General features: G+C 35.1%; 14 protein-coding genes and 1 tRNA gene. 9 read left to right on the top strand and 6 right to left on the bottom strand.

The window, feature by feature from the left end; all coding sequences use genetic code 11:
• Positions 1–358 precede the first annotated feature (358 nt).
• The gene (gene typA / locus EA412_12710) at positions 359–2,152 is read right to left on the bottom strand and encodes a translational GTPase TypA (protein TVR76709.1); all 1,794 of its coding nucleotides are present in this window, start codon (positions 2,150–2,152) and stop codon (positions 359–361) included.
• A gap of 246 nt (positions 2,153–2,398) precedes the next feature.
• Here typA and EA412_12715 point away from each other — a divergent pair, with 246 nt between their 5' ends.
• Both EA412_12715 and EA412_12720 read left to right on the top strand, forming a co-directional pair.
• On the top strand, positions 2,399–2,683 hold the full coding sequence (locus EA412_12715) for a hypothetical protein (GenBank protein ID TVR76710.1): 285 nt from the start codon (positions 2,399–2,401) through the stop codon (positions 2,681–2,683).
• Between the two features lie 46 nt (positions 2,684–2,729).
• Positions 2,730–3,494, top strand: coding sequence for an MBL fold metallo-hydrolase (locus EA412_12720; protein ID TVR76785.1), 765 nt, complete (start codon positions 2,730–2,732; stop codon positions 3,492–3,494).
• 6 nt (positions 3,495–3,500) lie between these two features.
• Here EA412_12720 and EA412_12725 read toward each other — a convergent pair whose 3' ends face one another.
• Positions 3,501–6,143: a M1 family peptidase gene (locus EA412_12725; protein TVR76711.1), complete on the bottom strand. Its 2,643-nt coding sequence runs from the start codon at positions 6,141–6,143 to the stop codon at positions 3,501–3,503.
• A gap of 98 nt (positions 6,144–6,241) precedes the next feature.
• Here EA412_12725 and EA412_12730 point away from each other — a divergent pair, with 98 nt between their 5' ends.
• The 3 genes from EA412_12730 (at position 6,242) to EA412_12740 (ending at position 8,974) form a co-directional block, all read left to right on the top strand.
• Positions 6,242–6,718, top strand: coding sequence for an acetyl-CoA carboxylase biotin carboxyl carrier protein subunit (locus EA412_12730; GenBank protein TVR76712.1), 477 nt, complete (start codon positions 6,242–6,244; stop codon positions 6,716–6,718).
• Between the two features lie 10 nt (positions 6,719–6,728).
• Positions 6,729–7,823, top strand: a complete 1,095-nt coding sequence (locus tag EA412_12735; protein TVR76713.1) for a site-2 protease family protein — start codon at positions 6,729–6,731, stop codon at positions 7,821–7,823.
• A gap of 119 nt (positions 7,824–7,942) precedes the next feature.
• Positions 7,943–8,974, top strand: coding sequence for a lytic transglycosylase domain-containing protein (locus EA412_12740; GenBank protein ID TVR76714.1), 1,032 nt, complete (start codon positions 7,943–7,945; stop codon positions 8,972–8,974).
• Here EA412_12740 and EA412_12745 read toward each other — a convergent pair.
• Positions 8,971–10,071 carry a serine/threonine-protein phosphatase gene (locus EA412_12745; protein ID TVR76715.1) on the bottom strand — a complete coding sequence of 367 codons (1,101 nt, stop codon included), beginning with the start codon at positions 10,069–10,071 and terminating at the stop codon, positions 8,971–8,973. The two genes, EA412_12740 and EA412_12745, sit on opposite strands and share 4 nt — an antisense overlap.
• 32 nt (positions 10,072–10,103) lie before the next feature.
• Positions 10,104–10,397, bottom strand: coding sequence for a hypothetical protein (locus tag EA412_12750; protein ID TVR76716.1), 294 nt, complete (start codon positions 10,395–10,397; stop codon positions 10,104–10,106).
• A 146-nt stretch (positions 10,398–10,543) separates the two neighbouring features.
• On the opposite strand from EA412_12750, the gene EA412_12755 reads away from it, so the two are divergent.
• Positions 10,544–10,619 (top strand) — tRNA-Phe (locus tag EA412_12755).
• 691 nt (positions 10,620–11,310) lie between these two features.
• Here EA412_12755 and EA412_12760 read toward each other — a convergent pair.
• Both EA412_12760 and EA412_12765 read right to left on the bottom strand, forming a co-directional pair.
• On the bottom strand, positions 11,311–12,390 hold the full coding sequence (locus EA412_12760) for a hypothetical protein (protein ID TVR76717.1): 1,080 nt from the start codon (positions 12,388–12,390) through the stop codon (positions 11,311–11,313).
• Positions 12,391–12,586: 196 nt separating this feature from the next.
• The gene (locus tag EA412_12765) at positions 12,587–13,606 is read right to left on the bottom strand and encodes a class A beta-lactamase-related serine hydrolase (GenBank protein ID TVR76786.1); all 1,020 of its coding nucleotides are present in this window, start codon (positions 13,604–13,606) and stop codon (positions 12,587–12,589) included.
• A gap of 329 nt (positions 13,607–13,935) precedes the next feature.
• Here EA412_12765 and EA412_12770 point away from each other — a divergent pair, with 329 nt between their 5' ends.
• The 3 genes from EA412_12770 (at position 13,936) to EA412_12780 (ending at position 16,133) form a co-directional block, all read left to right on the top strand.
• Positions 13,936–14,238: a hypothetical protein gene (locus tag EA412_12770; protein TVR76718.1), complete on the top strand. Its 303-nt coding sequence runs from the start codon at positions 13,936–13,938 to the stop codon at positions 14,236–14,238.
• A 183-nt stretch (positions 14,239–14,421) separates the two neighbouring features.
• Positions 14,422–15,120: a hypothetical protein gene (locus EA412_12775; GenBank protein TVR76719.1), complete on the top strand. Its 699-nt coding sequence runs from the start codon at positions 14,422–14,424 to the stop codon at positions 15,118–15,120.
• Complete coding sequence (locus tag EA412_12780) at positions 15,087–16,133, top strand: peptidase S41 (GenBank protein TVR76720.1); 1,047 nt, start codon at positions 15,087–15,089, stop codon at positions 16,131–16,133. The genes EA412_12775 and EA412_12780 overlap by 34 nt, the downstream gene beginning before the upstream one ends.
• The last annotated feature ends 64 nt before the right edge of the window (positions 16,134–16,197 follow it).

Here is a 16,197-nt window from a genome sequence, read left to right on the forward strand (position 1 = left end):
GCGTTCCGGTTTTCTTGTTTTATTGGACAATCCCTCAAGGCCCGATTAACAGCACGTCAGGCTTTTGTATTTATATTTTAGATAAACTTTAAGCTGAAAGACCATAAAGAAGAATTCAGCCGCGATTTTTTTGTTAACCCTTTTTTTCTAAAAAAAAGGTTAGAAAGGTATTTTTAATGAAAAAATTATGATGGCAAATGTGGGAGCTCTTTAACCTCGTTTGTCACTCTGGGTGGCAACGAAGAGTCTCCTAATAAATAAAGAAACCGCTTTCGCTTTGCGTTTCGCGAGCGTAAGTGTTGAACAGCCTCCGGCTGATGTTCTATGTTGTAATTCTAATTCGGTAGAGTGTTAATTGTTAAGCTCTTTTACGCTCATTTTCCTTGAGCTTTATCTTTCTCATACGGATGGCTTTTGGAGTAACCTCAACATACTCGTCACCGGCTATATATTCCAGACATTCCTCTAAAGACATTTTTATTTTGGGTGCAATTTTAACATTATCATCACTTCCGGAAGCTCTTACGTTTGTAAGCTTTTTTCCTTTAATGATGTTAATTACAAGATCAGTATTTCTGATGTGTTCTCCCAAAATCTGACCTTCATAGATATCTTCACCCGGATCTACAAAAAACTTACCTCTGTCCTGAAGTTTGTCGATGCTATATGCAGTAGTTGTGCCGGTTTCCATGGAAACTAAAACACCATTTAAGCGACCGGGAACATCTCCTTTAAGCGGCTCATATTGTTCAAATCTGTGGGCAATAACTGCTTCCCCGGCTGTAGAGGATAACATTTGATTTCTCAAGCCCATTAAGCTCCTGGAAGGGATAGAAAACTCAAGGTGAGTATATTCGTCTTTGGTAGTCATATTTATCAAATCACCTTTTCTTTTCGTAACAATTTCAATGGCTTTTCCTGAAAAGCTTTCCGGCAAGTCAATGGTTAATACTTCAATGGGCTCATGTTTTACTCCGTCAATTTCTTTTATAATAACTTTTGGCTGACCCACTTGTAATTCATAGCCTTCTCTTCTCATGGTTTCAATCAAAATTGACAAGTGAAGAATTCCCCTGCCGTGAACAATGAAATTGTCAGGAGAGTCTGTTTCCTCAACTTTAAGGGCTAAGTTTTTTTCCGTTTCTTTTAACAGACGGTCTCTGATATGTCTTGAAGTAACAAATTTACCATCCTTTCCAAAGAATGGAGAGTTATTGATAGTAAACAACATACTCATAGTTGGTTCATCTATGTGAATCGGTGGCAATGCCTCAGGAGATTCAAAATCCGCTATGGTGTCACCAATTTCAAAGCCTTCTAAACCATTTATAGCAACAATTTCTCCGGCAGAAACTTCGCTTTCTCTCACTCTGCCAAGGCCTTCAAAAATAAATAATTCCTTTACTCTGGACTTTTTAATATTTCCATTTCTATCAATTACAGAAACAGCCTGATTTTCTGCTAAGTTGCCTCTTAATACTTTCCCAATAGCAATTCTTCCGGTATAAGAAGAGTAGTCTAAAGATGTAATTTGTATTTGCAGCGTTCCTTCCTTTGCCTTAGGTTCAGGAACATAGTCAATAATCGTTTCGAGTAAATCTTCTACAGAATTTTTCTTTACTGCCAGGTCATTTGTCATCCAGCCTTGTAATGAAGAACCGTAAACAACCGGAAAGCTCAATTGCTCTTCAGATGCATCCAGTTTATAAAATAAATCAAAAACCATTTCGTGAACTTCATCCGGACGGCAATTTGGCTTATCTACTTTATTAATAACCACGATTGGTTTTAAATTTAGTTCAAGTGCTTTTTTAAGTACAAATCTGGTTTGAGGCATTGGGCCTTCAAATGCATCTACCAATAATAAAACGCCGTCAGCCATTTTCAAAACTCTTTCTACCTCACCACCAAAATCAGCGTGACCGGGAGTGTCAATTATGTTGATTTTAAAGTCTTTAAAACGAACAGCAACATTCTTAGAAACTATCGTAATCCCCCTTTCTCTTTCAAGTTCATTACTGTCTAAAATCAACTCTTTTTTCTCTTCGTGTTCTTTGAACAACTTTGACTGATATAGCATTGCGTCAACTAAAGTTGTCTTCCCGTGATCTACGTGAGCTATAATAGCTATGTTTCTGATTTTTTGCTTCACCTTTTTTGAATTTGGGCGCAAAGTTACAGCTAAATACTTAGATTATAATCAGTAGCTTCCTTTTTAATTTTATGCTAAATTTTTAAAAAGCTGATAAACAGTCATTTGAGAAAATGTTGTGCTTTTTGTTTTTAGAAAAAAATCTATGAATAGTCGGTAATCACAAAGATTACAGTAAATTTAAAGTACTTAAAAAGACAATCTATGTCTCAAAGAATTCAGAAGTCCTTATTTTTATGAAAACTTATGGTAGTGAAATTTACGAAACATAACTTAGGAAAATTTGAGCAAATCCTTAAAAATAGCGGTTACATTATCCGCTATGAAAAAGGCAGTTTTAATGCGGGCTATTGTATTTTAGAAAACAAAAAAATAATTGTTATCAATAAGTTTTATTCAACAGAAGCCCGAATAAATTGTATTTTAGACATCATTGATAATATGGGTATAGATGAAATTATCAGCCTTGATGCTGATAGAAAATGGCTGGGAGCCTGGTTGAAAGTTAAACGGGAAGCCACTAAAGAATAATCCCTTTTTGATTTATTGATAATTCATGAATTCGGACAAAAAATTGATAACTATAACTTTTTTAGGAACAGGTACTTCTCAGGGTGTTCCTGTGATTGGTTGTGATTGTGAGGTATGTAATTCAGCAGATAAAAAAGATAAGCGATTACGTACATCCATTAATATTCAAAGTGAGCAAACTACTTTAAATATAGATTGCGGACCGGATTTTCGTTATCAAATGCTAAAAAACAAAATTAAAAAGATGGATGCCGTGCTTTTTACCCACGGTCATAAAGATCATACCGGCGGACTGGATGATATTCGTGCTTTTAATTTTTTACAAAAACAGGATATGCTTGTCTTTGCAGATAATGACACAGAAATCACTATTAAAAAGCAATATGATTATATTTTTCAAAACCATCCTTATCCGGGTGTGCCCAAAGTCAAAATTCATCATTTTGAAAATAAACTCTTTGAAATTAATGAGTTAGAAATACTACCTATACTGGTTTACCATTATAAAATGCCGGTATTCGGTTTTCGACTAAATGACTTCACATACATCACTGATGCAAATCACATTCCCGAGAAAGAGTATGAAAAAATAAGAGGTACTAAAACTTTAGTGTTAAATGCGCTCAGAAAAGAAAAACATATTTCTCATTTTACCCTGGAAGAAGCTATTGAAATTATTAAAGACATTAAACCCGAAAAGGCCTATTTAACACATATCAGTCATCAATTAGGTAAACATGCTGATGTGGAAAAAGAATTACCTGAAAATGTTTCGCTTGCTTATGACGGATTAAAAATTCAAATAAACTAAGCCTGTTTAATTTCTCAGTATATTAAGTATCCGCCTGTTATCTGTTTTTAAACGAATGTTCTCAATAACATTTGAAACAAGTTCAACGATTTGTTCGGAATCTTCCATTGAAATCTTAACATCTTTAAAAGGAGCATCGTCTTTAATTTCTTCACCGGTGATTCTTTTTCTGTTAATATCTCTTAAGTCTCTCAGTAATTCTGCGGCTCTCACTCTGGTCCGGCTTCCTTCACTTTCTGTTATAATATTTTCTATTTGAGGCATGGCAGCTCTCACTCTTGCAAAACTACTGCCCAGCAAGTATTTATTATATGAAGCCAATAATGAACCCTGTGAACGAAAGCTAAGTCTGTTTAGATTTCGTTGAAAAAATATCTGAGCTTCCGGTATAAAAGATTTTGATAACACTTCACCTATGGCCGATATCAAATCCGGATTGTTTGTTTCCAGATTGTTTAAAACGAAATCAATGGCCGTTTCTGCATTAAAATCATACAAATTTCTTAGCGCAACCGCTTTAACCATGTATGATTCAACATTCATTAAGTCTCCCAACATTGAGATCGTTTCACGGTCACCAAAGTCTTTGAAAATTCGTTCTAAAGCAGCTGCACGCACTCTGTTTTCGGGGTCATTATTATAGAGGTCAATTAATTTATTTTTGAAAGAAGACTTCAGGTTTTCCAGTTCGGTTAAAGGAATACGTTCAATTGCCTGATTCCTGATATACCAATGCTTGTCGTCCAGAGTTTTCGAAATTTCACGGAATACTGTGCGCGAGGTTTTAATATCCTGAACTGAAGCCAAAAGACTGTCAAATGCATTTAAGCGGTGAAAAAAATGTTCTGAGCTTTTCAGTTGTTCATAGAGCTGACTTTCACTTTTTCCTTTTTCCAGAATTTCAGCCAGAAGAATTTGCTCCGGATCTGCTAAAATCAATTTCGGTTCACTTTCAAGCTCCCAATCAAAATCATGATACATCTTTTTAACGTTAAAAGTTTTTTCTAACCATTCGTTTTCAGTGGTTAAGACTTTGAATGTTATCGGAAAATGAAAAACAGGAATGTCATTTTCAAAATTTTGAATCTGGTTAATTTTTATGTTTAATTGTCTGCTAGTGGTATCAAACGCATAATTTACATCCAAAACGGGATGACCGGCAGATAAAAACCACTGATTAAAAAAACGATTTAAATCGATACCACTTACATCTTCAAGAGCTAATCTCAGGTGATGCACTTCAACAGCTTCTAAAGCATTTTTTGTTAAATATTCCTGTAACCCAAGAAAAAAAGCTTCGTCTCCAATTTTGTTTCTCAACATGTGCAAAACAAGTCCGCCCTTTTGATAGGAATGCCGGTCAAACATTTCCAAAGGGTCGTTATACTGAAACCTGATTAAAGAGTTAATTCGGGAGCGGGCTTCGGATAAATAGGCTCTTCGGTTAAAATGTAATTTATACTGACTTCTTTCTTTGCCATATTTGTAATCAGCCCACAGGTATTCACTGTAAGTCGCAAAACCTTCATTTAATACTAAGTTTGACCAGGATTCGCAGGTTACATAATTGCCAAACCAATGGTGAGCCAGTTCGTGAGCAATGATTCTCTCAAAGTTTCTGTCTTTAAGTTCCGTTTCTGTTCTTTGGACTAAGTCCATGTATACAGAGGCTGAAGTGTTTTCCATTGCGCCTGCAACAAAATCGTGCACTATCACCTGAGCATACTTTTCCCAGGGATAATCAACTCCGAAAAGCTCACTAAAAAATTCCATCATTTCAGGTGTATTCCCAAAAATGGCCCGGGCATGTTCTTCAAATTCAGGATATACATAATAGTCGACATCCAAATCCCGCCATGTATCACTGACAATTGCATATTCACCTACGGCCATCATCATCAAATAAGGAGGGTGGCTTATATCCTGTCTCCAGTAGTCTGTACGCATACCATCACCGACCATTTCAGAGTAATAGAGCTCTCCGTTTGATAAAGTTTTAAATGAATCATTAACTGTCATGTAAATTTCACTTGTAGTGCGTTGATTGGGTTTGTCTTTAGTCGGAAACCAAAATGAATTGGATTCAGTTTGCCCCTGTGTCCATATTTGTCTTGGCCTGCCTTCCGTTTTGCCATCATGATTGACAAAATATAAACCCCTGGCGCCCCTTATCGCACCATCTTTAAGAAAGTCCTGACTGTAAGGATTTGCGGTGTATTTTATGAAGACTTCAAAGGTGTCGTTTCTGCTGTAAGTCCGGTCAAACGAAATAGTTAATTCTAAAGAGTCATAGGCATAATCCAGGTTTGTTTTGACGTCATTTTCCAATAGTTTTACTTCAATGATATCAAATGCCTTAGCATCCAATACAAGTTTATCCTGATTGTAAAAGTGAGGTGTAAAACGTAAAGTAGCTTCACCGTTTAATCTTCTGTTTTCCCAGTCAAAATCAACTTTTAACCTGGTGTGCAGTAACCGACTGTTAATAGCCGGAGTTTCAATATAGGCTGTTCTGCCGGAATAAATATTCACCGTATCTAAATCCACTGTCATGGCAATTTCATCCGGATCAATAGCAGTTTTTTTAAACACACTGCATGAAGTAATGAACAGAATAACTGAAAAAAACAATACGAACCTCATTAACATTAGAATTAATTTAAAATAGGGACAAAATTAAGAAAAATACAACATGACATAGCTTGTTTAACCTACTTAACCTATATTTGTTTTTAATTGCAAAAAAAATGTACAAACTAAAAGTTAACGAAAATCAGGAATTTTCAATCGATAAAAAAGAAATCTTAGCCGAAGATATAGTTTGTTGGAAAAAAGGTCACTATCATTTGATTTTGAATGATAAAAACTATGACATTGAGATTTTGAGTTTTGATAATACTACAAAATTAATGACTTTGAAACTCAATGAGAAGGTATATGAGGTTTCCATTAAAGATAAGCATGATTTGCTACTGGCTCAATTGGGGATGGATAATCCGGATTCCGGCAAAATCTCTGAAATCAAAGCTCCCATGCCCGGTTTGGTTACTAAGTTAATTGCTCAAAAAGGAGATGAACTTGAAAAGGGAAAAGCTGTTTTAGTACTTGAGGCCATGAAGATGGAAAATGTTTTGAAATCACCGGGCACCGGAAAGATAAAATCTTTTAGTGTTAAACAAGGGGATGCTGTAGAGAAGAATCAGGTATTAGTTGTTCTTGAGTAAATAATTAAATATGAAGTGGTCATTATCTTTGGGAAAGCCTTTTGGCATAGCTGTTTTTGTGCATTGGACATTTTTAATCCTGATAGCCTGGATTGTTTATATGAATGTTCAGCAGGGGCAAGGTATAGAAGAAACATTAGCAGCTATTGTTTTTGTGCTGGCAATCTTTGCCTGTGTGACTTTTCATGAATACGGTCATGCTTTGGCTGCCAGAAGATACGGCATACAAACGAAACACATTACCCTTTTACCAATAGGCGGAGTAGCCAGCCTGGAAGAAATGCCGGAAAACCCAAAACAAGAATTAGTTGTAGCTATCGCCGGTCCATTAGTGAATGTGGTAATTGCTTTAATATTATTTCTGGGCCTATATTTTACGGGAAATCTTTATTTTGATGCTGAACAAATTGAGTTGGGATATCTGAATTTTCAAAATTTCTTCCTCGGTTTAATGGCTGTTAATATCATACTGGTAGTTTTCAATATGATTCCTGCATTTCCTATGGATGGGGGAAGAGTCTTTAGAGCTTTGCTGACTTTTAAAATGGGTAGGATTAAAGCGACCAATATCGCAGCTTTATTGGGACAGATTACAGCTTTTTTCTTTGTAATACTAGGTTTGTTTTATAACCCTTTCATGATTTTTATTGGAATATTTGTCTTTTTAGGTGCACAAGCTGAAGCAAATCAGGTCAAAACAAAAGGATTGTTACAAGATTATACCGTAAGGGAAATTATGATGACTAAGCTTCCTATAGTTCAAACTTCTCAGACAATTTCAGAGGTGGTAAAAATAATTCTCGACGGACAAGATAAAGAGTTCATAGTAATGGAAAACGAAAATATGAAAGGTATACTCACAAGAAATATGGTGATAAAAGGACTATCGGAAAAAGGAAATAATGCATTGATTTCCGAAATTGCCTCTACTGATTTTCCTGTTTTATCTCCTGATCAAACCCTGAATGATGTATATCATAAAATGATGATTAAAAAGTTTGACATAGCTCCGGTAATGGAAAACGGAGAACTGATTGGAGTGCTGAATACAGAAAATATCTCAGAGTTTATGATGGTTAGAAATGCCATGGACAAGAACAAGTAATCTGAACTTTTTACCAAAAAAATCTCTTACAGTAATTATAATCCGGTGTATTTTCATGATTAGCCTTAGTGTATTACATAGGTCATTTAAATTATGATATATAGACAAATCACAAGCGTATGAAAAAGATAAAAAATATACATATTTATAAATCCGGTTTTTGGATTTTCTTTAGTTTCAGTATTTTGATGTTAACCTTAAACTTTACAAGTAAGGATGAAGGGTCTGAGTTTGATATTGATTCTGAAGAGGGATTAATGATTACCGAAAGAGACGTTACTCCTGAATTTGAAAGTAGAGAAACCCGGGTGGAGATGAGAGTTTTGGCTATAAAAGTGCCTGATGAACTTTATTTTGCCGGAGAAAGAGTGCCTTTGGAGATTTTTGATGTTAGAGAAAGGTTAGACAGGGAATTGTTGGTTAATACTTACTGGCATTCTAATACTCTTCAGTTAATGAAATTGGCTAACCGCTATTTTCCAACCATAGAATTTATTTTACATCAACATGGAATGCCCGACGATTTTAAATATTTGGCGTTGGTTGAAAGTGGTTTCAGGCATGATGTTTCTCCGAGGGGAGCTGCCGGATATTGGCAATTTTTAGCCCCTACTGCAAAAGAATTTGGATTAGAAGTTAATGATGACATAGATGAACGATATCATCTGGAAAAGTCTACCGTTGCAGCTATTAATTATTTAAAAGATGCTTATAAGCGTTTTGATAGCTGGACAATGGCAACAGCTTCATACAATATCGGTATGGCAAGATTATCAAGGATAGCTGAAAATCAAAAGGCAGATTCTTATTATGACTTATTTCTGAATCAGGAAACAGCACGTTATGTGTTTAGAATATTAGCTCTGAAAGAAATTTTTAATAATCCGGAGACATACGGTTTTTTTCTTAGTCCGGATGATTTGTATCAGCCCTTGAAGTATGAAACTATAAAAGTAGAAACAAGCGTTTCAAATTTGGCTGAATTTGCTCAAAAGCACAATACAAACTATAAAACGATTAAGTTATTAAATCCGTGGATAAGGGGTAATGAGATAAAAAATACTAAAGGAAATAGCTATTTTGTGAAAATGCCATTGAAAGAAGAGATGAAAAAAGCAGATTCGGATATTTATATTGAAGAAACGGATTAGTTGCTATTCTTTGACAACGCTATATAGGTCATATCATCCTGGCTGTATTTGCCATTTGTAAAAGAGCCTATTTTTTTCATTAAAACCTCAACAGCATTATTTTTCTTATTTTTCACACAAGAGGATAATAATTCATCTAAGTCATACACTTGCTCAAAGAATTCGTCCTTTTCGTTTTGAGCCTCAGTAATACCGTCTGTATAGGCAAATAACAAATCTCCTTTTTCCAATTGAATTTCTTCTGATGACACGTTAAACTCTTCATCAAAAAATCCGATGATGGTACTTCCGGCTTTTAAGTGAATGATTTTTTCACCGTTTTCTTTTACAACTATTGGTGGTGGATGGCCGGAGTTTATGCTTTTTAATGTTCCGGTTTTATGATTCAGTAAACCACACCAGGCCGTTACATACTTTTCGCCTCCGCAAGAATTAAACACAACTTTATTTAGATTCAACAGAAAGCTTTCCAGATTAAAAGTATCTTTCGTCAAATGCGTCTCTAAACAAGCATTAATAATTGATACAACAACAGAACCCGCGACTCCTTTGCCTGATACATCGGCTAAAAACAGCAAATCATGATCATCATCTATTTTATGGTAGGTATAAAAATCGCCTCCTATGTCTTTAAACCATTTCAAGCCGGCTTCCACTTCATATCCTTTTATGTTAGCTTTTTGCTTTGGTAGTAAAGCTTCAACAACATTTTTTGCTAAATCAATTTCTTCTTCCAGTTCGTCGTTAAATTCCTTTAACTCATCTTTTAGTTGAAGTATTTTTTCTTCATACTTTTTGTTTTCATATTTATAAAACAAGATGCTACCGTATAGAAAAAAGAGTAAAACTACCGGCATAATCGTTGCCTGATAGTACTGTTCAAACTCAAAACCAAAATCGTTATGTCCAACACCGGCAATATTATGGACAAAGTCAAAGGATAAAATACAGATGACGTTTATAACCAAAGCTGAAATGAAAATCCTTTTTTCATTAAAATCAATCAAAAACAATGGGATTAAACAGAGCATCAATAAGTAGTACCTGGGCGTGTAAAAGTGATATTCGCTTACTGTAAAATCTGTATTTGGGCTCATTTTTTTCAAAAAAACGATAACTAAAAGAACACTCAGCGGTGTAAGGATTGAAAGAAGTAATCTACCGGATTTATAAAACCCATAGAATTCATAACATAGGTGATTACCGGCAACAGATTTAAGGCACCTAAAAGTAAAATCAACTCCTTATCGGTATGAAAGAAACCAAAAATAACCAGGGAAATATTTATGAATACAAAAATTAGTATGCTCAACTGATTAGTGAGTACAATTTTTTTGCGTATCTCATTATTGAGCTCAGGTTTGATGCCTAAGGAGGAAAAATGTTCCCATAGACTTTTTTGAAGAGGAGCAGTAGTTGACATTTTTGTAATCTTAAATTGTAATTCTAAGTGAATAATTACGTATTTAGGATAAAAAAGTTTTTTAAAAATGAATTTTTAAAAAAAGTGAAAGGGTTCTTTGATAAAAGATTTAAAAAGATTTAACTTTGCGACGTTTCTCAGGAGAGGGTACGGTAGCTCAGTTGGTAGAGCACAGGACTGAAAATCCTGGTGTCGGCGGTTCGATCCCGCCCCGTACCACAAACAATTTGCACTAAGTCTTTGTAATTAAAGGTTTGGTGCTTTTTTGTTTTTAGGGGGAATTTGGTGGTTTAATGCTTGTTTTTGGTGTAAAAGTGATTCCTTTATATCGCTTGTTTACGCTTATTACTTATTAGTATATTGAATTCGAGTTCTCAAAGTAATGTTTTGCAGAATAATCTTAAATGAATTCGATACTGAACATATCGAGTAGTAAAAAGTTAAACACCCGGAGACTGTAAATAGCTTCGTAATTCCGGTGTATATTAGAAATGTAAAAAACATAAACAGATTAAGAAACCCACTAAATATTAGAACTTCTAAAGGGGGGAAGATTTGCCTCTTTAGCAAAGCTTGGTTTTCTTCCTTTTCCAGTCGTCCGTGTTTTTGTCTGCTTGCATTATGGAAAAGTCAAGCCTGCCCGGGTGTAAAGTTGGTCTGTTAAAATGGATTTTTTAATATTTTGAATGTTTATTGTGCTTTTTTTATAAGTGAGAAGTGTCTCTGCGCTTGGCTTGGAAAATAGGGTTGGGTCAGAGGAGGATCGTGTTGTAGCTTAACATGATACTATCAAATATGATCAATTTTGTCAGTATGGCTACTATTTTTTGATAGGATAAACTCATACCCAAATTGAAATTTATCTTTATCAATAGTACCTTTAATAACAAAAGGATTTATAATAAAATCTAAATCATTTAAGCCTTTTCCAATCAGATGCCATAGTGTAGTTGTCTTCTTTTTCGTACCGGATATTTGCTGTCCAAAGATAGGTGGAGGGCCATTTTTTAAAAATACTTGCCACAGCATATAAAAATCGTAAAGATAGCTTGCTTGGCCTTGGTTTCCACCCTTTCGTCGGAATCATCGTTAACTGTATGTTTTTATTCGCTTTTTCAAGCTTATATTCCCCGATTATCTGACCGGTAGATACATGCGCTTCTATGGTAAATCGTCCGCTGATAGCGGTGTCATTTTCTAATGTAAGTATATTAGGAAAAGGATTGTCAAAAGTGATGTTTACCGGATGAACGTCATTTTTTCTGCTAATCCGTTGAATAAACGCTTTTTCATTTTCCCAAACTATACCAAATTCATAGTCAGCAGTGCTGAGTGTTGTAGCTCCTGTAGCAACTTCAATGCTATTCACTACACCATTAAATGAAGGGTTTACTCTTGCGATAAGCGGCTTTGGACTGTAACGGGTAAAATACATTTTAGTCATATCCAATGGCAATGGCAGCATATCTATTTCGTGTCGGACATTATCGATAGTCACCTCAATATCTGTATGTTTTTTTCGCACAAAATAAAAATCATAAAGCAAGACCAAAGGCAAAGCAGAAGGATTTTCTGCGGCATCACCCATTGGAGCCAATAAGCCAAAAGGTTTACGTTTCTTGGGGTTCCTTTCAAAAATCTTTATTTGTACCTCCCGGCCGTTAATATCATTAAAGATATAATGAGCTTGTACCCCTTCATTTTTAACTTCAAAAAAAGCTTTCTGCATATTAGATTCAACCATATTTGCTAATCCTTTACCCACAATATCATAGCCTTTCGGATTTAATTTTAATGAAGGCTCATGATAAACATCTACTTTTCCGTCTATTCGCCAACCAATTACCAAATGCCCTTTCCCATGTATGGTGTCATCAAAAACTTGTGGTTCAAAGCCTATGTATACTGAATCTGGGTCTTTTTCGAAGTTTACCAAAAGCAGCTTTGACATGGGGTCAATGTCAATAGAAAATGGATTTAAAATATGTGTCATTTCATTATGGTTAATTGGTTGCAAAGTTAATATTGAAAGCAATAAAAAAAGCATGATATATTAAGTTGAAGTTTGAATTCCTGTTCATTCATTTATTTCGGCTTTGTGATTTCATTTTTTTCAAAAATAGTTTTAGGCAAATACCGATTTTAGTAAAAAGCTGAAATGATGCCGGTTTTTTAATTAAAAAATCACCTTACATCACAGTTTTAATGAGTTTTAGCATTGCTCCTGCGGCTAACCTATGTCCTGTTCCGTTAATTTGATTCGTAGCACCACTAAAGTATAAATCTGTTTTTGGATTATAAAAGGCAAAAGTACCCGTTTGTCCCCAAAAACCAAGAATTTCACCCGGGTACTTAAATGGTGAGGCTATCCATGGAATCCAAAGCTTTTCTAAACCAATACCGTAACAAAATAAGCCCGGTGGCGGGTAAATCATATTCCATTTTTTCAGAGCCTCTATTTTTTCCTTTTCAAAAAACTGACCGTTAAAAAAGGCTTTTAAAAAAATCATCACTTCATCAATAGTAGAAACTATTCCTCCCTCCGGACCAATGGATGTCATGTAATTTGGCAGCCATAATTTTTCAGAACCATAATAAAAAGGTACAGGTGTTTTGTCGTTTATATCACTATATAGATAAGTGTTTTTAAAATCAAGTTTTGAAAAAATATAATCCTGAAAAACCTCACCAATAGTTTTGCCGGTAATCGTTTCTATGATTTTTCCGAGAAGCTGATAGTTCGAATCAGAATAAGCTGCTTTTCCCTTAGTGCCGGGTTTAAATTTAGGTTTTAAACTTTTAATAAGTTCTATAGATTTATCAATTGGCCAGGCCTCATCTTTACCTGCAATCAGTTCATCTGCAACCGTCTTTCCGCTAAGCTGTTTATGTGAAAAATAATCCGGTATGCCGGAAGTATTGGAAATCAAATGGCAGATAGTTATTTCTTTAGAGTAATCTACTTCTTTCATCACATGTAATCGTTCACAGAAATCTTCCGATAAGTATTCTGTTATCTTGCTGTTTAAAGAAATTTTGTTTTCATCTACCAATTTCATCACTACGGCAGTAATGTAGAGTTTTGTAACGCTTGCAATGAAATATCTGTCATTTACTTGCATGCCGCCCGCTGCAGCAGACAATGAAATGCTGCCATCACCACTTTCTACTTTCATGGCAACACTATGAATGCTTTTATTGGCGGCCATTTTGTTAATTAACAAATCGAGTTTTTCTTGCTTAATCTTTTTTTTCATCTGCGTGATTTATTAGCCATTTTATAAAAAAAAATCTCAAATTTAAGCCTCATAAGCTGCTTTAAGAAATCTTTTAAACCTTGACGACCTTTGTTGAGGCCTATACTTTAACAAATATAGTTTTTTAATAAATCTTCTAAAGATTTTTTTTATGTGTTGGAGTGGTAATGTAGATTTACTCCCGATACTTTGAGTTATATTAATCTTAATCTGTAATCAACAAACTTTGGATTGAATTTTGTTCGCAAAATTTTTCTTAATTTTACTATAAATATTTGCTGATGAGCAGGGTAGATTTAAAGAATAAAAAACTGGAAGAAGCTTGCAAAGACTATAATGTTAAAGAATTATATGTTTTTGGTTCTTTTGTAGGTGCAGATTTTAATAAAGATAGTGATTTAGATTTTTTAGTTGAATTTAAACAACATGCAGATATTGGTGCTTTTGATCAATTTATGGGATTAAAGGAAAAACTGGAACAAATTTTTAAACGCCCGGTGGATTTACTTACTGTTAGAAAATTTAGGAATCCAATTTTTGATAAGGAAATACATCAATCTAAATCTTTGATTTATGCCGCATAATTCGAGTAAGCTCCTGCTTGATATTAGTTATAATTGAATGAAAAATATTGACCCTAAACTCTCTATAATAGATACTTTCAAATCATTGTAGTAAATTTGTAAAAAATCTCTATGTCAAAGCGGATATTGCTTTCGTTAATTATACTACTGTGGTCGTTTTGGGGTGTCGCACAAACGCACGAATTGGCATTTGGTGGAGGATTGACTCTTGAATCATTACGGGACAAAGGGTATTCTCCCCTGCTTTACTCCGGTGCGGGAATAAGCGGATTTATAGGCTATGAAAGAAATACTGACAGACGGGAAACAATCTGGATGTTCAGCTATGGCCGGGCTTCAACATCTAATAGCTTTGACAGGCAACTTACGACAAGTTCTGTAGGACTTGTTAACTACAATTTTTACAATCGTGACACAGAATCTCCGGTCAAATGGGGGTGGTCCAATAATAATGCATTCAATAATCGAAATATTGACGGATTTTCAAATTTTAATGGCCGCACAAATTTCTTTACTTCTTTTGGTCCGGCAATGAAGTATGAAAGAGAATTTTCTTTAAAAGAACAAAATTTTACTTTTCAGATAATATCCCATGTTCAGCTAATAGGTTTTTATATGCCATCCGGCTATGTTTCTTCTTACCCAAGAGGTTTTACATACGAACCGAACACTCCTCTGGCCGGCTTTTGGGAATCTTTGTATTTATTCTATCCGGGCTCTGCCTGGAACGCCGGTTTATGGCCTAAGGTTCAATGGCACTTATCAAGCGGCAACAGCATCTGTCTGAATTATATGTATGAGTACAGTAGATTGAGAGGGGCACATGTGTCTGAAAGAAGTGCCGGCACATGGTTTTTAACATTTTTTATGCAATTGAAATGAGACAGTTTATAAAATACAGATTGTGGTTTGTTTTTCTCTTCGTTTTAGCCGGAGGAACATCTTGCGAAAAATCAATTTTAGGTGGCGATCCGGAAATGGAAGCACCAAAAGTTTTTGAGTTTTTAAGCGATGATATCGAAAACCGGTATTCGTATTTTGAACTGAAAAATATTGATTGGGAAGAAGTTAAAGAGCGCTATCGGTCTTTGGTTTATGCCGGTATGGATGAAATGGATTTGTTTGATGTATTGGCTGATATGCTTTTTGAATTGGAAGATGGGCACGTTAACCTGACAAGCCCCTTTAACAGAAGTAGAAACTGGGAATGGTCTCAAAATTATCCACGTAACTACAATCAGGGTATCATCAACCAACAATATTTAGGGAAGGATTTTTGGATAACAGGACCTTTACGTCATCAAATAATTGATTCGGTTTTATATGTCAATTACCGCACCTTTACTGAAGAAGTTACCAATCAGGCAATTGATGAGCTGATTAAGAGAGCGCAGGGTTTGAAAGGTGTTATTATAGATGTGCGAAGTAATGGGGGAGGGAATTTGGGAAATGCATTGAGAATAGCCGGAGCTTTTACACCCACTTCTTATAAATATGGTTCTGTGAGAATTAAAAACGGTTCTTGTGCCGATTGCTTTTCCTCTTGGACAGACCTCCGTGTTGAACCTAAAAGCGGGTTGATTTTTTCCGGAGATGTAATCGTTCTCACCAATCGTGAATCATATAGTTCCACTACATATTTTGCACAAATGATGCGCGAAAATCCTAATGCAATACTCATGGGTAACTCTACCGGTGGAGGCGGAGGAACTCCGGCTTTTGGAGAGCTCCCTAATGGTTGGACATACCGATTTTCCTCTACGCAAGCGATTAATAATGAAGGCGAGCATCTGGAGCTGGGTGTACCGGTAGATGTTGAAGTAGATTTGGAAAAATCAGATGAAAATAATGATATAGATACTATTTTAGAAAGCGCTTTGGATAGGTTGAGGTGAGTAAAAAAGGCTTTTATATTCTTACCAAAACTTCCAAAAAGCTTTTGACCAAACAATTTTTTAT

This window comes from Chitinophagaceae bacterium (assembly GCA_007695095.1).
In the GTDB taxonomy this organism is placed as follows: Bacteria; Bacteroidota; Bacteroidia; order Chitinophagales; family REEL01; genus REEL01.